The following is an 18,889-nucleotide window of genomic DNA, read 5'->3' as shown; positions in this document are numbered from 1 at the left end:
CTGAGTGTGGTGGTCAGCGCGTCCCGGCTGCGCCCCACGCATTCTCCCCGACTCAGGCCGCGGCTTCCACCAATCCGTCCAGGACCCGGCCGAGCTCGTCCTCCCACCGCGGCAGTTCGATGCCGAAGACGGACACCAGGGCGGCCGTGTCCAGGCACGACCATGCCGGGCGCACGGCCCTGGTCGGGTAGTCGGACGTCGCGATGGCCGTGACGCGCGGCTTGGCCGCCAGCACGCCGCGTGTGTACGCGCCCTCGACGATGGCCGAGGCGAACCCATGCCAACTGGTCTGCCCGGTCGCGGTCAGATGCCACAGACCCGACGCAGCCGGCGCCTGCAGCGCCGTTGCGGTGACCTGGGCGATCAGGCGCGCCGAAGTCGGCGTGCCAACCTGGTCTCCGACGACCCGCAGCTCGTCGCGCTCGGCGGCCAATCGCAGCATGGTGCGCAGGAAGTTGTTGCCATGCCCGGCATACACCCACGCCGTGCGGAACACCATGTGCTGGCCGCCATGCGCACGGACCGCCTGTTCGCCGGCGAGCTTGCTGGCCCCATAGACCCCCAGCGGCGCGGTGGGGTCGTCTTCGCGATAGGGCCGCGAACCGCTGCCGTCGAACACGTAGTCGGTCGAGTAATGCACGATGCGGATGCCGAGGCGCGCGCAGGCTCCCGCAATCGCGCCAGGCGCTTCGGCGTTGGCGCGGTACGCCGCGTCAGCGTCGTCCTCGGCACGGTCCACGGCGGTGTAGGCCGCCGCGTTCACGACCACGTCGGGCGCGAGGCGCTCGATCAGCGCCGGCAGCGATGCCGGCTGGTCGAAATCCGCGACCTCGCACGGCGTGCCGTCTACCAGCGCACCGCTGCGCGTGGAGCACACCACCTCGCCGAGCGGTGCCAGGCTGCGCCGCAGCTCCTGGCCGACCTGCCCGTTGGCACCGAGCAGCAGCAGCCTCACGGTGCGTAGACCGGGAGCCGTTCCACGGCCACGTCCGCCAGGAACGGCGCGCGCGCGTCCTTGTCCGACAGCAGCGGCGCGGACACCGGCCAGTCGATCGCCAGCGCGGCATCGTTCCAGCGGATGCCGGCATCGGCCTCGCGATCGTAGGTCGCGGTGCACAGGTAGGTGAACACGGCGCGTTCGCTCAAGGTCACGAATCCGTGCGCGAATCCTTCCGGGATCCAGAAGTGGCGCCGGTTCTCCGCGCTCAGCAGCACGGCGGTCGACTGTCCGAACGTCGGCGAGCCGCGGCGGATGTCCACCGCGACGTCCCAGACCTCGCCTTCGATCACCGAGACATACTTGCCCTGCGGCTTGGGCCACTGGTAATGCAGGCCGCGCAGCACGCCGCGCGTCGACGACGACACGTTGCCCTGCACGAACGCGGGCTCGAGCCCGTGCGCGGCGAGCTTGTCGCTGTTGAAGGACTCGAAGAAATAGCCACGCTCGTCACCGAACACCTGCGGCTCGAAGACCACGCAGCCCGGCAGTGGCGTTTCGATGACCTTCACCGTACCACTCCGCGCTTGGCCAGCGACAGGAGGTACTGGCCGTAGCCGTTCTTGGACAGCGGCGCGGCGAGGCGCTCGAGGTCGGCATCGTCGATCCAGCCGTTCTGCCAGGAGATCTCCTCCGGACAGCACACGCGCAGGCCCTGGCGCGCCTCGACGGTCTCGATGAAGTTCGAGGCCTCGATCAGCGACTGGTGGGTGCCGGTGTCGAGCCAGGCATAGCCGCGACCGAGCTGCTCCATGTGCAGGGCGCCCTCGTCGAGGTAGCAACGGTTGAGGTCGGTGATCTCCAGCTCGCCGCGCGCCGATGGCGTGAGCGACGCCGCGAAATCGCTCGCGCGCCCGTCGTAGAAATACAGGCCGGTGACCGCGTAGTTGGAGCGCGGCTGCAGCGGTTTTTCCTCCAGGCCCACCACCTTGCCATCGGCGTCGAACTCGGCCACGCCGTAGCGCTCCGGATCGCTCACCCAGTAGCCGAACACGGTCGCGCCGTCCTGGCGCGCATCGGCGCGCTTGAGGATCTCGGTGAAGCCATGGCCGTGGAAGATGTTGTCGCCCAGCACCAGGCAGCTCGGCTTGCCGTCGACGAAATCGCGGCCGATCAGGTAGGCCTGCGCCAGCCCGTCCGGGCTCGGCTGCACCGCGTAGCGGATGTCCATGCCCCACTGCGAGCCGTCACCGAGCAACTGCTGGAACAGCGCCTGCTCGTGCGGGGTGTTGATGATCAGCACCTCGCGGATCCCGGCGAGCATCAGCGCGCTCAGCGGGTAGTAGATCATCGGCTTGTCGTACACCGGCAGCAGCTGCTTGCTGATCGCCTGGGTGATCGGATACAGCCGGGTGCCGGATCCGCCGGCGAGGATGATGCCGCGGCGCGACGTCATGCCGCGGCTCCGATGCGCTCGAGGCGGTAGCTGCCGTCGAGCACGCGCTGCACCCAGGGCTGGTTGGCGAGATACCAGTCGACTGTTTCGGCGATGCCGCGCTCGAAGCTGTATTTCGGCTCCCAGCCCAGTTCGTCGCGCAGTTTGGAGGCATCGATCGCGTAGCGGCGGTCGTGCCCCGGACGGTCGGCGACATAGGCGATCTGCGAGGCGCGCGGCTGGCCGTCCGCGCGCGGGCGGCGCTGGTCGAGCAGCGCGCAGATGGTCTTCACCACCTCGATGTTCTGCTTTTCGGCGTTGCCGCCGACGTTGTAGGTCTCGCCCACGCGGCCCTTGGCCAGCACGGTGCGGATCGCCTCGCAGTGGTCGGTCACGAACAGCCAGTCACGCACCTGCTTGCCATCGCCGTAGACCGGCAGCGGTTCGCCGGCCAGCGCCTTGGCGATCACCAGCGGGATCAGCTTCTCGGGGAAGTGGTAGGGGCCGTAGTTGTTCGAACAGTTGGTGGTCAGCACCGGCAGCCCGTAGGTGTGGTGGAACGCGCGCACCAGGTGGTCGGAGGCGGCCTTGGTCGCCGAGTACGGCGAGTTGGGCGCGTACGGCGTGGTCTCGGTGAAGAGCCCCGTCTCGCCCAGCGTGCCGTAGACCTCGTCGGTGGAGACGTGCAGGAAGCGGAAAGTGTCCTTCGCCCCGCCTTCCAGCGCCTTCCAGTAGTCGCGCGCCGCTTCCAGCAGCGCCAGCGTGCCGACGACGTTCGTCTGCACGAACGCCGCCGGGCCGTCGATCGAGCGGTCGACGTGGCTTTCGGCGGCGAAATTGACCACCGCATCCGGGCGATGCTCGGCGAGCAGGCGCGCGACCAGCGCGCCGTCGCCGATGTCACCCTGGATGAAGGTGTGCGCGGGGTTGTCCGCCAGCGACGCCAGCGTGTCGAGGTTGCCGGCATAGGTGAGGACGTCGAGGTTGACGACGCGCACGCCGGCCGCCACGGCCTCGAGCACGAAATTGCCGCCAATGAAACCGGCGCCGCCGGTGACTAGCCAAGTGGTCACGCTGGGGGTTCTCCTGGAAAACGGGCGCGGACGCCGGGCGGGTTCAGAACGGGATGTCGTCGTCCGAGAAATCGTCGTTGAACGGCGGCGGCGCGGCGGCGCCGGCACCACCACCCGCTCCTGCCGCGGACGCCTGGCGGCGCGGCGCGTCACCCTGGTCCGGGCGCGGCGCGCGCGCGCCACGCTCGCCGCCACCGCCCTCGCCAACACCACCCATCATCTGCATCTCGCTGGCGATGATGTCGGTCGTGTAGCGCTCGACGCCGTCCTTGCCGGTGTACTTGTCGGTGCGCAGCGAGCCCTCGATGTAGACCTGGCGGCCCTTCTTGAGGTATTCGCCGGCGATCTCCGCCAGGCGGCCGAAGAACTTCACCCGGTGCCACTCGGTGCGTTCCTGCTGCTGGCCGGTCTGCTTGTCCTTCCACGCCTCGGTGGTCGCCACGCTGATGGTGGTGATGGTGGAGCCGCTCTGGGTGTACTTCACGTCGGGGTCGTTGCCGAGGTTGCCGACGATGATGACCTTGTTGATGCCGCGGGCCATGGGTCTGGTTCCTTGCGCTCTCCGCCGGGATTGGCGGACGGAAAGGGTGAGTATACCCGTGGCCCCGGGGCCATCCGCCGGGTGGCCGCGCCCGGGTGGGGAAACTCCGCGTGGCCGTGGCAGGGACGCGCGCCGCCTATAATGCGCGACCCCCGCAGTGCCCAAGACATGGACTCCTCGACAAGCCAGGCCCCAGCCGCCAACGCCCGCCCCGCCCTGTCGCTGCCGGCCATCCAGGCCTCCGTGGCCGCCGACATGGCCGACGTGGACGCCCTCATCCGCCGCCGGCTGGCGTCGGACGTGGTCCTGGTCAACGAGGTGGCCGAGCACATCGTCGCCGCCGGCGGCAAGCGGCTGCGCCCGATGCTGCTGCTGCTCGCCGCGCGCGCCCTCGGCCACGCGGGAGCGGACGCCCACCAGTTGGCCGCGGTGGTGGAGTTCATCCATACCTCCACCCTGCTGCACGACGACGTGGTCGACGAATCCGACCTGCGCCGCGGCCGCAGCACCGCCAACGCGGTCTGGGGCAACGCCGCCAGCGTCCTGGTCGGCGACTTCCTGTACTCGCGCAGCTTCCAGCTGATGGTCGAGCTCGGCTCGATGCCGGTCCAGGAGATCCTCGCCGACACCACCAACCGCATCGCCGAGGGCGAAGTGCTGCAGCTGCTGCACGTGCGCAATCCCGATGTCGACGAAGCCGCCTACCTGCACGTGATCGAGCGCAAGACCGCGATCCTGTTCGCCGCGGCCACGCGCCTGGGTGCGCTGCTCGCCGGCAGCGGCGACGGCGTGCAGCAGCGCCTGCACGACTACGGCCTGAACCTCGGCCTCGCGTTCCAGATCGCCGACGACGTGCTCGACTACAGCGCCGACGAGGCCACGCTCGGCAAGCACCTGGGCGACGACCTCGCCGAGGGCAAGATGACCCTGCCGCTGATCCACGCAATGGCGCACGCCGATGACGCGCTGCGTGCGCGGCTGCGCACGATCGTCGAGCATGGCGACGTGGCGGCACTCGATGACGTGGTCGCCGCGATCCATGCCAGCGGCGGCCTCGCGTACAGCATCGACCGCGCCCGCGAATACGCCGCGCGCGCCGAGGCCGCGCTTGCCGGCCTCGACGACAACGAAGCCGTCGCTGCCCTGCGCGGCCTGGCCCGCTACGCGGTGGACCGCAGCACCTAGCCGGTGTTCCCCGCGGCGATGCCGAGTCCCGGGATCGCGGTGATCGCGTCCGGGTCGAAGCCGGCCCGCCGCGCGAAGTCGCGGCCGCGTTCGGTGTAGTCACGGTAGGCGCCGAAGCTCGGCGCGCCGGGCGAAAGCAGCACCACGTCACCGGCCGCGCGCCGCGGACTGACCGCGAGGGCCGCGCGTGCCTGGTCGATCGCGGTGGCAAGGTCGGGTGCTTGGCGCAGGTCGAAGCCGCCTTCCGCCGCCACCTCCGCCAGCAGCGCGTGGATCCGCGGCCCGTTCGCCGCCATCGCCACGATCACCGCCGGTGCGCGCGTGCGCATCGCCGTGGCGAAATCGGTCCAGTCGAGGCCGCGGTCGTGGCCGCCGACCAGCAGCGCCACGCGGCGATCACGATAGACGTCGAGCGCGGCCAGGCTGGCGTGTGGCGTCGTGCTGATCGAATCGTTGACCCAGCTGACGCCGTCGTGCTTGCCGAGCAGCTGCAGCCGGTGTGGCAACGGGCGGAAGCCGCGTGCGGCACCGGCCAGCGCAAGCGCGTCGAAGCCCAGGGCCTCGACCGCCGCGAGCGCCGCGCACAGGTTGCCGAGGTTGTGGCGGCCCGGCAGCGGCACGTCGCGCCCATCCAGCACTGCGGTATCACCGCGATGCACGACATCGCCGCGCAGGTGCCATCCGTCCGCGCGCCCGTACCAGCGCACGTCCACCGCCGGGTCGAGCCGTGCGCCGACCGCCACGAGCCGCGGGTCCGCGGCGTTCAGCACCGCCACGCGCGGCCGCGCCTGGGTGATGAGCGCCAGCTTGTCCTCGATGTAGCGGTCCTCGCTGCCGTGCCAGTCGAGGTGCTCGGGAAACAGGTTGGTCACCACCGCGACGTCCGGGCGCACGCCGCCGGCCGCGACGTCGCGGGTCTGATAGCTCGACAGCTCCACCGCCCAGGCATCGGCACGCGCGTCCAGCAGCTCCAGCAGCGGCACGCCGATGTTGCCGGCCAGCGCGGTGCGCGTGCCGCCGGCGCGCAGCAGGTGCGCGAGCAACGCGGTGGTGGTGCTCTTGCCCTTGGTGCCGGTGACGCAAGCCACGCCGCGGGCGATGCCGTCATCGCCGGCCTGTTCGCCGAACCACAGCGTGGTGCCGCCGATGAAGGCGGTGCCGGCATGGGCGGCGACCAGGGCCTCCGCGCGGTATGGGCTGATGCCGGGCGATTTCACCACGACATCGAACGAAGCGAGGCGGCCCGCGCTGGCATCGGACTCGACCGCAAGCAACGCGTCGCCAAGCGCGGTGGCGGCATCGACTTCGGACGCCTCGCAGAACAGCGTCAGCGGCAGGCCGGGCAGTCGCGCGCGCAGCGCGTGGTACGCGGCACGGCCTTCGCGGCCCCAGCCCCACAGCGCGACGCGGCGCCCCTCAAGCTGCGAAATGCGCATGCAGGCGGCTCCAGACCGCATCGGGGATGCCGTGTTCGCTGTCGGGTACCAGCTGCGGCTCGATGGCCAGTTCGCGCGCGTCCAGCCGCGGCAGGATCTCGCTGCGGAAACGCGCGATCACCGCGTCCTCGCGCCACTCCGGGCGCGCCGCCAGCGCGGCCATCGCCGCGCGCGACTCGCGTGCCTCGCCCACGCACTCGAAGGGTTTGTGGTCGTGGTATTCCATCAGCGCGTCGTAGCCGGGGATCTGTGCCGGATCATCCAGCAGGTTGCGCCCGAGGATGCCGACCAGCCGCGGCTTGGGCATGAACGGCGCCAGGGCCAGGAACACGAAGTGGCACTTCGGGCACACGCCGCACCAGCGGCTGGTAGGGCGCTCGCCGAGCAGGTGGAAGTTGCGGTTGCAGCTGGAGAACCAGGCGTCATAGCGGTCGATGCGCGCGAACTGCCGCGCCACCGCCAGCTCCGACAGCGGGCGCAGCAGCGAGTAGTAGCGCAGGTCGGCGGCGACATGCCGGGTGAGGTACGCGGCGAAGGCCTGCTCGAACGCCCAGCCCTTCGACCACTGGTGGTTCACCTCGCCGGTGCCTTCGATCAGGCTGCCGTAGCTCGCCGAGCGTTCGTTGGAGAACACCACCTGGTCGGCGTCGAGCACCAGCGCGGCCAGCGCCAGGATCGCCGAGTTGATGGCGGTCACCGGGATGTGGCCGTTGTATGCGCCCTGGCGGTTGTACTCGAAGAGCTCCGGCGCCAGCTGGCGCTGGATGTTGAGCGTCGCAAGCCCGGTGCGTTCGGCACAGGCGCGGATCAGCTGCGACCCGCCCACCCAGGACACGGTCTGCTCGACGCCCGCCGCGCGCAGCGCTTCGATGGACACCAGCGAATCCTTGCCGCCGCCGATCGCGACCAGCGCGTGGCGGCGCAGGCCGACCGGTGCCGCCGCGCCGCGTGCGTCGGCCGTCCCCGGGAAGCGGATCCTGCCGTGCAGGTCCAGGCCATTGCGGTACGCGAACTCGCCGAGCCCCTGCAGGTACACCTCTTCGAGCAGGGTCGCGGTGGCCTCATCGATGCCATGGCCGTCGATGCGGATGTCGTCCGGCACCGCCGCCTTGTAGTAGCTCACGCCGGCAACCAGGTGCAGCAGGCGCAATGCATGCTCCACCGCCTGCGCGCGCGCCGCGTCAAACGCGAACGGCGCACCCGGCAGGGTCACGGTCTCCAGCAATTCGGGGCCGTCGTCGAAGGCGTAGCGCAGGCTTGCGATGCCGGTGGCCGGATCGAAGGCACAGCCGGCGAAGCGGAAGCAGCGCACCGCTGCGCGATCGAACACGACACTCATTGCTTGCTCTCCGTGAGCACCGCCTCGGTGGGCAGGGCGCGCAGGTTGTAGGTATTGGCCATGGTCATGCCGTAGGCGCCGGCATCGGCCACCAGCAGGATGTCGCCGGGCGCGGTGTCGCGCGGCAGCGGGCGCTGTTCCCCGAGCACGTCGCCGGATTCGCAGATCGGGCCGACCACGTCGAACTCGACCATGCCGGCATCGCCGTCGCGCGACAGGTTGTGGATGTCGTGCCAGGCGTCATACAGGGTGGGACGCATCAGCGCGTTCATGCCCGCGTCGGCGCCGACCCGGCGGATGCCGCCCTTCTCCACCACCTGGGTGGCGGTGAGCAGCAGCACGCCGGCTTCGGCGACCAGGAACCGGCCGGGCTCGATGGCCAGCCGGTAGCCGGGGTACGCGGCCTTCACCTCGGCGAGGCCTGCGCTCCAGGCGTCGAGGTCGAACGGCTCCTCGTCGTCGCGGTACGGCACCGGCAGCCCGCCGCCGATGTCGATGGTGGCGATGCTGCCGATGCGCCCGGCGATTCCTCCGAGCTCGTCGCAGACCGCCCGCCAGTGACCGGCGGTGTCCACGCCGCTGCCGAGGTGCGCGTGCAGGCCGGTGACGCGCACGTCCAGCGCGCGCGCCGCGGCGAGGAACGCCTCGATGCGCTCCACCTGCAGGCCGAACTTGGAGGCGATGCCGCCGGTGCGCACCTTGGCGTGGTGGCCTTCGCCGCGCCCGAGGTCGACGCGCAACCACAGCGCGCGCCCGCGGAACACCTCCGGCCAGCGCTCCAGCGCCTCGACGTTGTCGAGCGTGACGGTGGCACCGAGCGCGAAGGCCGCGGTGTATTCCGCGATCGGCGCGAAGCTGGGCGTGAACAGCACGCGCGCCGGATCGAGCTCCGGCACCGCGGAAAAGACATGCTGCAGCTCGCCAGCCGACACGCATTCCAGCCCGAAGCCCTCCTCGACCAGCAGGCGCAGCAGCGGCGGGTGCGGATTGGCCTTGATGGCGAAGTAGCGCAGGTCGACCGGCGCCACCGCGGCGAGCGCGCGGGCGCGGGCGCGCACCGTGCCCGCGTCGTAGACATAGCGCGGCGTGCCCTGCGCGGCCTGCGCGAGCAGCTCGTCGCGTCGCGATGCCCACCACGGCAGCGGGCGCCGGCGCAGCGTGCCGTCGAGCTCGCGCCAGCGCGGGCCGAACACGCCCGGCTCGCGCACCGGCATCGCGCCACTGGCGATGAGCTCGTCATGCAGCTCCTGCAGCAGGCCCTCGGCGTCGGCCTCGTCGATGACGAAGGTCAGGTTGAGGTCGTTGGACGACTGCGACACCAGGTGCACGCGCTCGCGGCCGAAGGTGGCCCACACATCCGACAGCTTGTGCAGCATGGAGCGCATGCCGCGCCCGACCAGGGTGATCGCGGTGCAGGGCGCGATCACCTTCAGCCGGCAGCTGCGCGCCAGGTCTTCGGAGAGCCGAGCGATCACGTCGGTGCTGACCAGGTTCTCGCTCGGGTCCAGCGACACGGTGACGTTGGTCTCCGACGAGCCGATCAGGTCGACCGAGAGGCCATGGCGGCGGAAGCACTCGAAGATGTCGGCGAGGAAGCCGACCTGCTGCCACATGCCCATGGTTTCCATCGACACCAGCACCACGCCGTCGCGGCGGCTGATCGCCTTGACGCCGGGCACCGTATCGGCGCTGCCATCGATGCGCGTCCCTGGCAGCCCCGGCCGCGAGGTATCGAGGATCGCCATCGGCACGCCCGCATCGCGGCAGGGCTTGATGGCGCGCGGGTGCAGGACCTTGGCGCCGGTGGTGCAGATCTCCTGCGCCTCGGCGTAGTCCAGGCGCGTGAGCAGGCGCGCATCGGGCACCTCGCGCGGATTGGCGCTGAACATGCCGGGCACGTCGGTCCAGATCTCCACGCAGCTGGCGGCGAGCAGCGCGCCGAAATGCGCGGCCGAGGTGTCGGAGCCGCCGCGGCCAAGCACCGCGGTGCCGCCGTCCTCGTGGCGGGCGATGAAGCCCTGGGTGAGCAGCATCGCGCCCGGCTGCGCGGCAAACCGCGCACGCCAGTCGTCGCCGACCTCGCGCCGGCAGGTCACCGACAGCCGCCGCGCCCACTCGTTCTGGTTGGGCAAGGCCACCGCATGCAGCCAGTCGCGGGCATCGCACCAGCCGAACTCCAGACCCTGCGCGCGCAGGTAGGCCGCGCCGAGGGTCGACGACAGCAGTTCGCCCTGTGCCAGCACTTCGGCCTGCCAGTCGAGCGGACGCGTCGCGGCACGCTGTTCGGCGGCCAGCGTGCGCAGTGCGCCGAGACGGTCGGCGAGCACGACGTCCGGATCGAGGCCCAGCGCGACGGCGAACTCGCGATGGCGGGCATCCAGCGCGTCGACCTGCGCAGCGGCGTCGGCGCCGCCGTCGGCGATCGCGGCCAGGGCATTGGTCACCCCGGAGAGTGCCGAAACCACCACCAGCACGCGCGTGTTGCCCGCGGCGCGGTCGCTGGCCAGGCGGCCGATGGTGTCCCAGCGCTCGCGGCGCGACACCGAGGTGCCGCCAAACTTGAGCACGATCCAGCGGGCGGGTTCGGGAATGGGGAGCATGGCGGCAGGCTTGCCCGGGACGGCGGGCGCGACCCGCGATTCTAGGCGCTGGCGACGGGTGCGGCCACGCCGCCGCCGACAGGTCGCCGCGCGGGGCCGCGGCTACACTGTCGCGCCCCGCGCAGGATCCACCCATGTCCGTACGCCGTTACGTCCAGCTGGACGTCTTTGCCGACCGCCCCGGTGCCGGCAATCCGCTTGCCGTCGTGCTCGACGCGGACGGCCTGGACGACGCGGACATGCAGGCCATCGCGCGCTGGACGCGGCTGCCGGAAACCACGTTCGTGTTCCCGTCGCCGTCGCCGACCGCGGACTACGGCCTGCGCATCTTCAGCCCACGCCGCGAAGTGCCGTTTGCCGGCCATCCGAGCGTCGGCACCGCACACGTGCTGCTCGACGCCGGGATGGTCGCCACGCGCGACGGGCTGCTGGTGCAGTCCGGTGCCGCCGGCGAACTGCCGCTGCGCGTCGATGGCGAGGGCCCCCGCCGCACGGTCGCCGTGCGCACGCCGCGCGCGCGCGTGGTCGAGGTGGCCGATGCCGGCGAGGCGCGCCTGCAGGGCGCGCTGCAGGATCTCCCGCTCGGAGACCTGCCGCCGGTGCAGATGGATGGTGGCCGGCGCTGGTGGCTGGCCGAACTGCGCGACGAGGCCGCGCTGCGCGGCGCGCAGCCCGACTGGGCGGCGATCGCGACGCTGGCCGAGGCCACCGGCAGCATGGGCCTGTGCGTGTTCGCGCGCAGCGCCGATCCGGTCTATCACCTGGCGGTGCGCGCCTGGGTCGGCGCACCCGCGCCGTTCGAGGACGCGGCATCCGGCGCGGCCAACGCCACGCTCGCGGCGTGGCTCGCGGAACGCGACGCACTGCCCGGCCAGGACGGCTTCTACCGCATCAGCCAGGGCCGCGAGGTCGGCCACGACGCCATCATCGAACTGCACGTGGACGCCGACGGCGAAGTCTGGTCCGGCGGCCGCGCACGCGCCATCGTCAGCGGCACGATCGACTGGTAGCGCGGCCTACCGCGAAGCGGCCACGCCTGCGGGCGAAGCGGCTTCGTGGACGGGCCGGCCATCGACCCAGGTCGACAGCACGCCGAGCGTGTCCAGGCCGCTGCCCGCGATCTGCAGCGGATCCTCGGCCACGACCACGAAGTCCGCGCGCAGGCCCGGAACCAGGCGCCCCGTCTCGCCTTCGTCGAATGCCGCCCACGCCGCGCCGGCGGTGAAGCCATGCAGTGCCTCGGCCGCCGTCAACGCCTGGTCCACCCGCCAACCGCCGGGGGGATGGCCATCGACGTCCTGGCGGGTCACCGCCGCATGTAGGCCCAGGCGCGGATCGGGCAACTCGACCGGAAAATCCGAGCCCAGTGCCAGTGGCACGCCGGCCTGGACGAAGCTGCGCCAGGCGTAGGCACCGGCCAGGCGTTCCTCGCCCAGGCGCTCGCCGGCCCAGGGCATGTCGGACGTGGCGTGCGTGGGCTGCACGGACGCCACCAGGCGCAGCGCGGCGAACCGTTCCAGATGGCCCGGCGCCAGCACCTGCGCATGCTCCACGCGCCAGCGGTGGTCGCCAGCCGCCGCCTCGCCCAGCACCCGCCGGTAGGCATCCAGCACGATGCGGTTGCCGCGGTCGCCGATCGCGTGCGTGGCGACCTGCAGCCCGCAGTCCCGGGCGCGGCGCACCGCGGCCTCGAGCGCCTCTTCGGTAAGCAGCACAAGGCCGCGGTTGCCCGGGTCGTCGCTGTAGTCGTCGATCAGCGCCGCGCCGCGGCTGCCGAGCGCGCCGTCGACCATCAGCTTCACGCCGCGCATGTCGAGGCGTCCGGAGGCGTGGCGGTAGGCACCATCGCGGCAACGGTCGGCGACCAGGTCGCTGTCGCCCAGCGCATAGGCGCGCACGCGCAGGGTGAGGGCGCCACGGTCGGCGAAGCGCCGCATCACGTCGAATTCGCTGCGCGAGGTCCCCATGTCGTGCACGCCGGTCAGGCCGAGGCTGGCGACGTGGCGCAGCGCGCGCTCCATGGCGCGGTCCTGCCACGCGGCATCGGGCTCGGGTACGACGTCGTAGACCAGCGAGGCGGCAGTATCGATGAAGACGCCGGTGGCGCGCCCATCCGCGCGCAGCACCAGCCCGCCCTCGGGTTGCCAGTCACCGGCGAGGTCGCGGCCGACCGCGCGCATGGCGGCGCTGTTGGCCCAAGCGGCGTGGCCATCGATGCGCTCGAGCACGACCGGGCGGTCGGGAAAGGCGGCATCGAGCACGGCTGCGGTGGGAAACGCCTTGTCGGGCCAGAGGTTCTGGTCCCAGCCGCGACCGATCAGCCAGGCGTCCCCGGGCAGCGACTGCGCGAACGCCTGCAGCCGCTCGACGATCTCGCCGGTGCTGCGCGCGCCGACCAGGTCGGCCTGCATCAGCGCATGGCCGAGGCCCACGAGGTGCACGTGCGCATCGATCAAGCCCGGGATCACCGTGGCATGCCCCACGTCGATGCGTTGGGCATCGGGATGGCGCGCTGCGAGCTCGGCGGCGCCACCCACGGCAATGATCCGGCCGTCGGCACCCCACACCATCGCGGTCGCCGACGGCGTGCCGGGGTCGGAGGTGTGGATGCGCGCCGCGGTCAGCAGGCGCTCGCCGTCGGCGGCATGGCCGGCACCGGCGAACGCCAGCAACACGCCCGCGGAAAGCGCGGCGACAGGATTGAAACGAATTCGGCGCATGTGGTGGTTCCCCGTGACGGACCGTGCCGACTATGTCGGCGATCGCGCCTGCGGGCAACGCCCGGGGCGGTCGGCATGCCGCCGACCGCCGGATCACGCGCTATTCGGGGCGGACGTCCACGCGCACGCGGATGGTGTCGCCAGGATGGTAGGCGGTGCGCGTGGTGTGCTGGCGCCCGCCGTATTCGTAGGTGACGTCATAGGCGCTCACGCCGCCATATCCGTTGTCGGAGGCCTGGTAGTACCGGTCCGGCACCGGGTCGCACACGGTCACCCGTCCGTGGCGCGCACCGCGGTCGCGCTGGGTGGCCTCGTAGATCTCGCGCCCGGCCATGCCGCCGACCATCGTGCCCAGCGCCGACGTGGCGTAGCGGCCGGTGCCGCCGCCGACCTTGCTACCCAGCACGGCACCGACCAGGCCGCCGACGACGGTCGCGACCATGCGCCCGTTCTCGCTTCCGCCCTGGTAGCCGCCGTTGTTGCGGTCGTCGTACCCGTCGCGCCCGTAGGGATCATTGCCGTAGCGGTCGCCGGCGCGGTAATCGTCGCCGTAGCCGCCGGCGTAATAGTCGTCGCGGCTGTAGCAACGCTGCTGGTCCTGCTGCGACGTCTGGTAACCGCGGCCACCATCGAGCACGGGGTCGACGCGCACGACGCGCGCGTGGTCGTAATACGCATCCTGCGCCTGGCCGTAGCGATCGGCCTGCGGGTAGCCGGCATCGTAGCCCAGCGACTGCGAAGCGGCGGCACCCGAGGCAAGGGCCAGGGCGACGGCGAGGACGGTGGCGGCGGAACGACGCATGGCAGGCTCCCACGCCAGGATTGGCGCATGGGTGCCACGCTAGTGCGTGGCCGTTGACGGCTTGCTGAACCCGGCACCGCCGCGGGCCACCACGCGCGCGGGATTCAGCCTGCCGACAGCCTGCCGGCGAGCATGCGCGCGCCCGTCAGGACAGAAGTTCGGCGTCCAGCGTGATCGGCACCGCGCTCAACGCCTTCGACACCGGGCAGTTCTGCTTGGCGTCATCGGCGATCGCACGGAACTTGGCCGCCTCGATGCCTGGCACCTTGGCCTTGGTGAAGAGGCGGATCGCGCTCAGGGTGGGCCCGCCTTCCATCGACAGGTCGACCTCGGCGCGGCTGTCCACGGACTCGGCGACGTGGCCGGCCTCGGCCAGCGCGTTGGCCAGCGCCATGGTGAAGCAGCCGGCATGCGCGGCGGCGATCAACTCCTCCGGGTTGGTGCCCTTCTCGTCGCCGAAACGGCTGTTGAAGCCATATCGGGTGTCGTCGAGCAGGCCGCTTGCCGGCGTGCTGATGCTGCCGCGGCCGGTCTTGAGGTCGCCCGACCAGCGTGCGGTCGCCTTGCGTGAAATGCCCATGTCGCTTGACTCCTGTGTGTGCGTGGAGGGTGCACGTGATCGGGCAGGCTAGCGGCGCAGCTGTTATGCCTGCGTGCCCGGGCACAGATGCTGCGTCGCAACGCGACGCCCCGGCGCGGGCCGCGCTACTGTTCACGTCCGCCATGACCGCCCGCCGCATGCAGGCCCGGTCGCGATACGCGACGGACAGCCATGACGTCCTTCAACCCGACCATGGGAGAACGGACTCATGTCCTGGAGCACCCCGCAGATCCGCAACGTGGCCCTGGCGGGCCACCCTGGCGCCGGCAAGACCACGCTCTTCGAAGCCCTGCTGCATGCCGGCGGCGCGATCCAGGCGGCAGGCACGATCGAACGCGGCAACACCGTGTCCGACACCGATCCGCTCGAGCGCCAGCGCGCGCACTCGATCGACGCCGCGATCGCCGGCCTCAAGCACGCCGTACAAGGCGCGGCGCCCGTGCACGTCAACCTGCTCGACACCCCCGGCTATCCCGATTTCCGCGGCGCGACGCTGTCGGCGCTGTCGGCCGTGGAGACGGTGGCGGTGGTGGTGGATGGCGATGCCGGCATCGGCCACGGCACGCACCGGATCATGGCGCACGCCGGCGAACGCGGCCTGTGCCGGGCCATCGTGGTCAACCGCATCGACCATGAAGGTGCGGATTGCGCGCGGCTGCTGGACGAGCTGCGCGACGCGTTCGGTCCGGAAGTGCTTCCGGTGAACCTGCCCGCCGAAGGTGGCCGCCGCGTGGTCGACTGCTTCGGCGGCGACGGCGGCGCCAGCGACATCGGCCCCGTGGCCGACTGGCACCGTCGCATCCTCGACCAGGTGGTCGAGGTCGACGAGTCGGTGATGGACCATTACCTGGATCGCGGCGAAACCGGGCTGACCGGCGCCGAACTGCACGCCGCATTCGAGCAGAGCCTGCGCGAGGGCCACCTGGTGCCGGTGTGCTTCGTGTCCGCGCGCACCGGCGTGGGCATCCCCGAATTGCTCGATGTCATCGCCACGTTGTTGCCCCACCCCGGCGAAGCCAATCCGCCGCCGTTCCAGCGTGGCGTCGGCGAGACGTCGACGCCGGTCACCTCGTCGCCGGATCCCGACGCGCACGTGATCGCCGATGTCTTCAAGATCATCAACGACCCCTTCGTCGGCAAGCTCGGCATTTTCCGCGTCCACCAGGGCACGGTGCGCCGCGATGCGCAGTTGTTCGTCAACGACGGCCGCAAGCCGTTCAAGGTCGCGCACCTGTTCCGCATCTTCGGCAAGGACCACCTGGAGATCGAGCAGGCGGTGCCGGGCGACATCGCCGCGGTGGCCAAGATCGATGCGCTGCATTTCGATGCCGTGCTGCATGACAGCCACGACGAGGACACGCTGCACCTGGCGCCGATGGCGTATCCGAAGCCGATGTTCGGGCTTGCGGTCGAGGCGGCGAGCAAGGGCCAGGAGCAGAAGCTCGCCACCGCCCTGCACAAGCTGTCGGAGGAGGATCCGTGCTTCCAGGTCGAGCACGATGCCGAGACCGGCGAGACCGTGGTGCGCGGCCTGTCGGAACTGCACCTGCGCGTCCACCTCGAGCGCCTGCGCGAGCGCCACGGCGTGGAGGTCACGAGCCGGCCGCCGCGCATCGCCTATCGCGAGACGATCGCCGCGGTGGCTGAAGGCCACCACCGCCACAAGAAGCAGACCGGTGGCGCGGGCCAGTTCGGCGAGGTGTTCCTGCGCGTCGAGCCGCTCCCGCGCGGCACCGGCTTCGAGTTCGTGGACGCGGTGAAGGGCGGCACCATCCCCGGCCAGTTCCTGCCCGCGGTCGAGAAGGGAGTGCGCCAGGCACTGGGTACCGGCGCCATCGCGGGCTACCCGATCCAGGACGTGCGCGTGATCGTGCATGACGGCAAGCATCATCCGGTGGACAGCAAGGAGGTCGCCTTCGTCACCGCCGGCAGGAAGGCTTTCCTCGATGCCGTGTCGAAGGCCGCGCCGCAGGTCCTCGAGCCCATCGTCGACCTGGTGGTGGTGGCGCCGGAGGACTGCATGGGTGACGTGAGCGGAGGCCTCGCAAGCCGGCGTGCTCGCATCCTGGGCACCGACAGCGCACGCGGCGGCGACATCGTGGTCAAGGCGCAACTGCCGCAGTCCGAGCTCGAGGGCTATGCACCGGAGCTCAAGTCGGCGACCGCCGGGCGCGGCCGGTATTCGCTTGATTTCAGCCATTACGAGCCGGTTCCCGCACAGCTGCAGCACACCCTGGCGACGGCATGGAAGCCCCGCCAGGAGGAGGACTGAGCTTCGCGGCGCATGCCGGTCGCGAAAAAAAGCCGGATTCCCCGTGCTTTCCACTTGGCGCGGCCCCGGGCATGCCCTACATTGCGTTTGCCGACGGGGTCGGCCCGACAACCCATCTACGAACAACGGAATCACACACACATGGCGAAGAAAGCTACCAAGGCGGTGACGAAGGCCGCCCCGAAGAAGGCCGCTGCGAAGCCGGCCGCCGCTCCGAAGCCGATCAAGGAAGCCCTGACCAAGTCGGGCCTCGTCGCACACATCGCCGAGGCAACCGGCGTTGCGGCGAAGGACGTGCGCGCAGTCATGGGCGCCCTCGAAGGCGCGGTGCACGCGTCGGTCAGCAAGAAGGGCGCGGGTGCATTCACCCTGCCCGGCCTGCTGAAGATCACCTCCGTCAAGGTCGCGGCCAAGCCGAAGCGCAAGGGCATCAATCCCTTCACCAAGGAAGAGCAGTGGTTCGCCGCGAAGCCCGCCTCGATCAAGGTCAAGGTGCGCCCGCTGAAGAAGCTGAAGGACGCCGCTGCCTGACGGCACGCGCCATGGTGGTACCTGCTCGGGACGGCATTCGCCGTCCCGAGTCGTTTCCGGGCCCGCGACATTCCCTCAACACCCGGTCGCGCATCCTCGGCACCGGTCCGGCGCGGTGCCGGAATCCGTCGACATGCACGAACCCAGGAACCCGTGAATGAACCTGCAAGGCTTTCTCGACCACCTCCTCAAGTCGCAGGCCGGCGGAGCGCCCGGCGCGGATGGCCAGCCGTCGCCAGGCGGCCTGCTCAACGCCGATTTCGGCAAGGGCGCGATCACCGGCGGCGCCCTGGGCCTGCTGCTTGGCAAGAACAAGGCCACGCGCAAGCTCGCCACCTACGGCGGACTCGCCGCGGTCGGGGTGATGGCCTACAAGGCCTACGGCGACTACAAGGCGCAGCACGGCGACGGCCACGCCTCGCCGCAGACCGTCGACCGCCTGCCGCCGGCACAGGCCGCGCTGCACAGCGAGGCGATCCTGCGGGCGCTGGTCGGCGCGGCCAAGGCCGACGGCCACATCGACGAACGCGAGCGCGGGGTGATCGAGGGCGAGTTCGCGCGCCTCAACCCCGGCACCGAGGTGCAGCAGTGGCTGCACGCCGAACTCGCCAAGCCGCTCGATCCGGCGGAGGTCGCGCGCTCGGCAACCACGCCCGAGATCGCCTCGGAGATGTACCTCGCCAGCCTGATGGCGGTTGACGAGCAGAACTTCATGGAACGCGCCTACCTCGACGAACTGGCGCGGCAGCTGAAGCTCGACGACGAACTGCGCCAGCGCCTCGCGCGCGAACTCGACCTCGCCTGAGCGTGCGCGCGCTCGGCAACCTGGCCGCCTGGCTCGTCGTCCTTGCGGCCTTGCTGGCCGTGGCGCACTGGTGCTGGCGACAGCCGTTCATGGCCAAGCCGCGCACGTTGTGGGAGCTGTCGCGGATGCCGGCACCCGAGGCACTGGCGATGCCGGTCGCGGGCGTGCGCGCCGCGCAGGTCGCCGACACCTTCGGCGCGGCGCGGGGCAGCGACCGCACGCATGCCGGCGTGGACATCTTCGCGCCACGCGGCACGCCCGTGGCCAGTGCCACACGCGGCATCGTGTCCTCGGTGCGCGAAGGCGGGCTGGGCGGCCGCCAGGTCTGGGTGCTCGGCCCCGCGCGGCAGCGCCACTACTACGCGCATCTCGACGACTGGGCATCCGGCCTGGCGGAAGGCGACGTGCTCGCCGCGGGCAGCGTGATCGGCCACGTGGGCGACACCGGCAATGCGCGCGGCACGCCGCCGCACCTCCATTACGGCGTGTATGGCAGCGGCGGCGCCATCGACCCGCTGCCGCTGCTGCAGGCCGGAGACGGCAAGAAACAGGCGCCGCGGGCGCGGTGATCGACGACGGGGCGGCGCGGCGCTAGGCTTCGCATGTCGCGCG

At 71.2% G+C, this 18,889-nt stretch carries 17 protein-coding genes; 6 read left to right on the top strand and 11 right to left on the bottom strand.

Features of this window, described 5'->3' with window-relative positions; all coding sequences use genetic code 11:
- Positions 1-52 precede the first annotated feature (52 nt).
- The 5 genes from rfbD to ssb are packed head-to-tail and all read right to left on the bottom strand — an operon-like array spanning position 53 to position 3,986.
- Complete coding sequence (gene rfbD, locus IDM46_RS03430) at positions 53-955, bottom strand: dTDP-4-dehydrorhamnose reductase (protein WP_185114816.1); 903 nt, start codon at positions 953-955, stop codon at positions 53-55.
- The gene (rfbC, locus tag IDM46_RS03425) at positions 952-1,509 is read right to left on the bottom strand and encodes a dTDP-4-dehydrorhamnose 3,5-epimerase (RefSeq protein WP_185114815.1); all 558 of its coding nucleotides are present in this window, start codon (positions 1,507-1,509) and stop codon (positions 952-954) included. Before rfbC ends, rfbD begins: the two co-directional genes overlap by 4 nt.
- The gene (gene rfbA / locus IDM46_RS03420) at positions 1,506-2,393 is read right to left on the bottom strand and encodes a glucose-1-phosphate thymidylyltransferase RfbA (protein WP_182822501.1); all 888 of its coding nucleotides are present in this window, start codon (positions 2,391-2,393) and stop codon (positions 1,506-1,508) included. The genes rfbC and rfbA overlap by 4 nt, the downstream gene beginning before the upstream one ends.
- Entirely contained in the window at positions 2,390-3,445 is a 1,056-nt protein-coding gene (rfbB, locus tag IDM46_RS03415; RefSeq protein ID WP_185114814.1) for a dTDP-glucose 4,6-dehydratase, read from the bottom strand. The genes rfbA and rfbB overlap by 4 nt, the downstream gene beginning before the upstream one ends.
- A 43-nt stretch (positions 3,446-3,488) precedes the next feature.
- Positions 3,489-3,986: a single-stranded DNA-binding protein gene (gene ssb, locus IDM46_RS03410; RefSeq protein ID WP_185114813.1), complete on the bottom strand. Its 498-nt coding sequence runs from the start codon at positions 3,984-3,986 to the stop codon at positions 3,489-3,491.
- A gap of 168 nt (positions 3,987-4,154) precedes the next feature.
- Between ssb and IDM46_RS03405 the strand changes: the two genes are divergently transcribed.
- On the top strand, positions 4,155-5,171 hold the full coding sequence (locus IDM46_RS03405) for a polyprenyl synthetase family protein (protein WP_185114812.1): 1,017 nt from the start codon (positions 4,155-4,157) through the stop codon (positions 5,169-5,171).
- On the opposite strand, the gene murD is transcribed toward IDM46_RS03405, so the two are convergent.
- Genes murD through IDM46_RS03390 form a run of 3 tightly spaced genes read right to left on the bottom strand, consistent with a single transcriptional unit; the run spans position 5,168 to position 10,546 of the window.
- A complete protein-coding gene (gene murD, locus IDM46_RS03400; RefSeq protein ID WP_185114811.1) occupies positions 5,168-6,607 on the bottom strand; it encodes a UDP-N-acetylmuramoyl-L-alanine--D-glutamate ligase in 1,440 nt (479 codons plus the stop codon). The two genes, IDM46_RS03405 and murD, sit on opposite strands and share 4 nt — an antisense overlap.
- Positions 6,588-7,946, bottom strand: a complete 1,359-nt coding sequence (gene murL, locus IDM46_RS03395) for a UDP-N-acetyl-alpha-D-muramoyl-L-alanyl-L-glutamate epimerase (RefSeq protein ID WP_185114810.1) — start codon at positions 7,944-7,946, stop codon at positions 6,588-6,590. The genes murD and murL overlap by 20 nt, the downstream gene beginning before the upstream one ends.
- Complete coding sequence (locus IDM46_RS03390; RefSeq protein WP_185114809.1) at positions 7,943-10,546, bottom strand: bifunctional aspartate kinase/diaminopimelate decarboxylase; 2,604 nt, start codon at positions 10,544-10,546, stop codon at positions 7,943-7,945. Before IDM46_RS03390 ends, murL begins: the two co-directional genes overlap by 4 nt.
- 134 nt (positions 10,547-10,680) lie before the next feature.
- Between IDM46_RS03390 and IDM46_RS03385 the strand changes: the two genes are divergently transcribed.
- The gene (locus IDM46_RS03385) at positions 10,681-11,556 is read left to right on the top strand and encodes a PhzF family phenazine biosynthesis protein (protein ID WP_182822516.1); all 876 of its coding nucleotides are present in this window, start codon (positions 10,681-10,683) and stop codon (positions 11,554-11,556) included.
- A gap of 6 nt (positions 11,557-11,562) precedes the next feature.
- On the opposite strand, the gene IDM46_RS03380 is transcribed toward IDM46_RS03385, so the two are convergent.
- The 3 genes from IDM46_RS03380 to IDM46_RS03370 form a co-directional block, all read right to left on the bottom strand.
- Complete coding sequence (locus tag IDM46_RS03380) at positions 11,563-13,266, bottom strand: amidohydrolase (RefSeq protein WP_185114808.1); 1,704 nt, start codon at positions 13,264-13,266, stop codon at positions 11,563-11,565.
- A gap of 100 nt (positions 13,267-13,366) precedes the next feature.
- On the bottom strand, positions 13,367-14,068 hold the full coding sequence (locus IDM46_RS03375) for a glycine zipper 2TM domain-containing protein (protein ID WP_182822520.1): 702 nt from the start codon (positions 14,066-14,068) through the stop codon (positions 13,367-13,369).
- 145 nt (positions 14,069-14,213) lie between these two features.
- Positions 14,214-14,648 (bottom strand): OsmC family protein, encoded by a 435-nt coding sequence (locus tag IDM46_RS03370; protein ID WP_182822522.1) that lies wholly within the window; start codon positions 14,646-14,648, stop codon positions 14,214-14,216.
- Between the two features lie 229 nt (positions 14,649-14,877).
- Here IDM46_RS03370 and fusA point away from each other — a divergent pair, with 229 nt between their 5' ends.
- From fusA to IDM46_RS03350, 4 genes are all read left to right on the top strand, one after another.
- Positions 14,878-16,941, top strand: coding sequence for an elongation factor G (fusA, locus tag IDM46_RS03365; protein WP_185114807.1), 2,064 nt, complete (start codon positions 14,878-14,880; stop codon positions 16,939-16,941).
- 141 nt (positions 16,942-17,082) lie between these two features.
- Positions 17,083-17,472: an HU family DNA-binding protein gene (locus IDM46_RS03360; RefSeq protein ID WP_182823828.1), complete on the top strand. Its 390-nt coding sequence runs from the start codon at positions 17,083-17,085 to the stop codon at positions 17,470-17,472.
- Positions 17,473-17,629: 157 nt separating this feature from the next.
- The gene (locus tag IDM46_RS03355) at positions 17,630-18,277 is read left to right on the top strand and encodes a tellurite resistance TerB family protein (protein ID WP_182822526.1); all 648 of its coding nucleotides are present in this window, start codon (positions 17,630-17,632) and stop codon (positions 18,275-18,277) included.
- A 50-nt stretch (positions 18,278-18,327) separates the two neighbouring features.
- Positions 18,328-18,846 carry a M23 family metallopeptidase gene (locus IDM46_RS03350; protein WP_223878050.1) on the top strand — a complete coding sequence of 173 codons (519 nt, stop codon included), beginning with the start codon at positions 18,328-18,330 and terminating at the stop codon, positions 18,844-18,846.
- Positions 18,847-18,889: the final 43 nt, after the last annotated feature.

It is taken from the genome of Luteimonas sp. MC1825 (genome assembly GCF_014764385.1).
Taxonomy (GTDB): Bacteria; Pseudomonadota; Gammaproteobacteria; order Xanthomonadales; family Xanthomonadaceae; genus Luteimonas.
This window is presented reverse-complemented; position numbering and strand designations above follow the sequence as displayed.

Coding starts and splice junctions, on each gene's coding strand:
- fusA (WP_185114807.1), top strand. CDS start 14,878: ATGTCCTGGAGCACCCCGCAGATCCGCAACGTGGCCCTGGCGGGCCAC.
- murD (WP_185114811.1), bottom strand. CDS start 6,607: ATGCGCATTTCGCAGCTTGAGGGGCGCCGCGTCGCGCTGTGGGGCTGG.
- IDM46_RS03370 (WP_182822522.1), bottom strand. CDS start 14,648: ATGGGCATTTCACGCAAGGCGACCGCACGCTGGTCGGGCGACCTCAAG.
- IDM46_RS03385 (WP_182822516.1), top strand. CDS start 10,681: ATGTCCGTACGCCGTTACGTCCAGCTGGACGTCTTTGCCGACCGCCCC.
- IDM46_RS03380 (WP_185114808.1), bottom strand. CDS start 13,266: ATGCGCCGAATTCGTTTCAATCCTGTCGCCGCGCTTTCCGCGGGCGTG.
- murL (WP_185114810.1), bottom strand. CDS start 7,946: ATGAGTGTCGTGTTCGATCGCGCAGCGGTGCGCTGCTTCCGCTTCGCC.
- ssb (WP_185114813.1), bottom strand. CDS start 3,986: ATGGCCCGCGGCATCAACAAGGTCATCATCGTCGGCAACCTCGGCAAC.
- IDM46_RS03390 (WP_185114809.1), bottom strand. CDS start 10,546: ATGCTCCCCATTCCCGAACCCGCCCGCTGGATCGTGCTCAAGTTTGGC.
- IDM46_RS03405 (WP_185114812.1), top strand. CDS start 4,155: ATGGACTCCTCGACAAGCCAGGCCCCAGCCGCCAACGCCCGCCCCGCC.
- IDM46_RS03360 (WP_182823828.1), top strand. CDS start 17,083: ATGGCGAAGAAAGCTACCAAGGCGGTGACGAAGGCCGCCCCGAAGAAG.
- IDM46_RS03355 (WP_182822526.1), top strand. CDS start 17,630: ATGAACCTGCAAGGCTTTCTCGACCACCTCCTCAAGTCGCAGGCCGGC.
- IDM46_RS03375 (WP_182822520.1), bottom strand. CDS start 14,068: ATGCGTCGTTCCGCCGCCACCGTCCTCGCCGTCGCCCTGGCCCTTGCC.
- rfbA (WP_182822501.1), bottom strand. CDS start 2,393: ATGACGTCGCGCCGCGGCATCATCCTCGCCGGCGGATCCGGCACCCGG.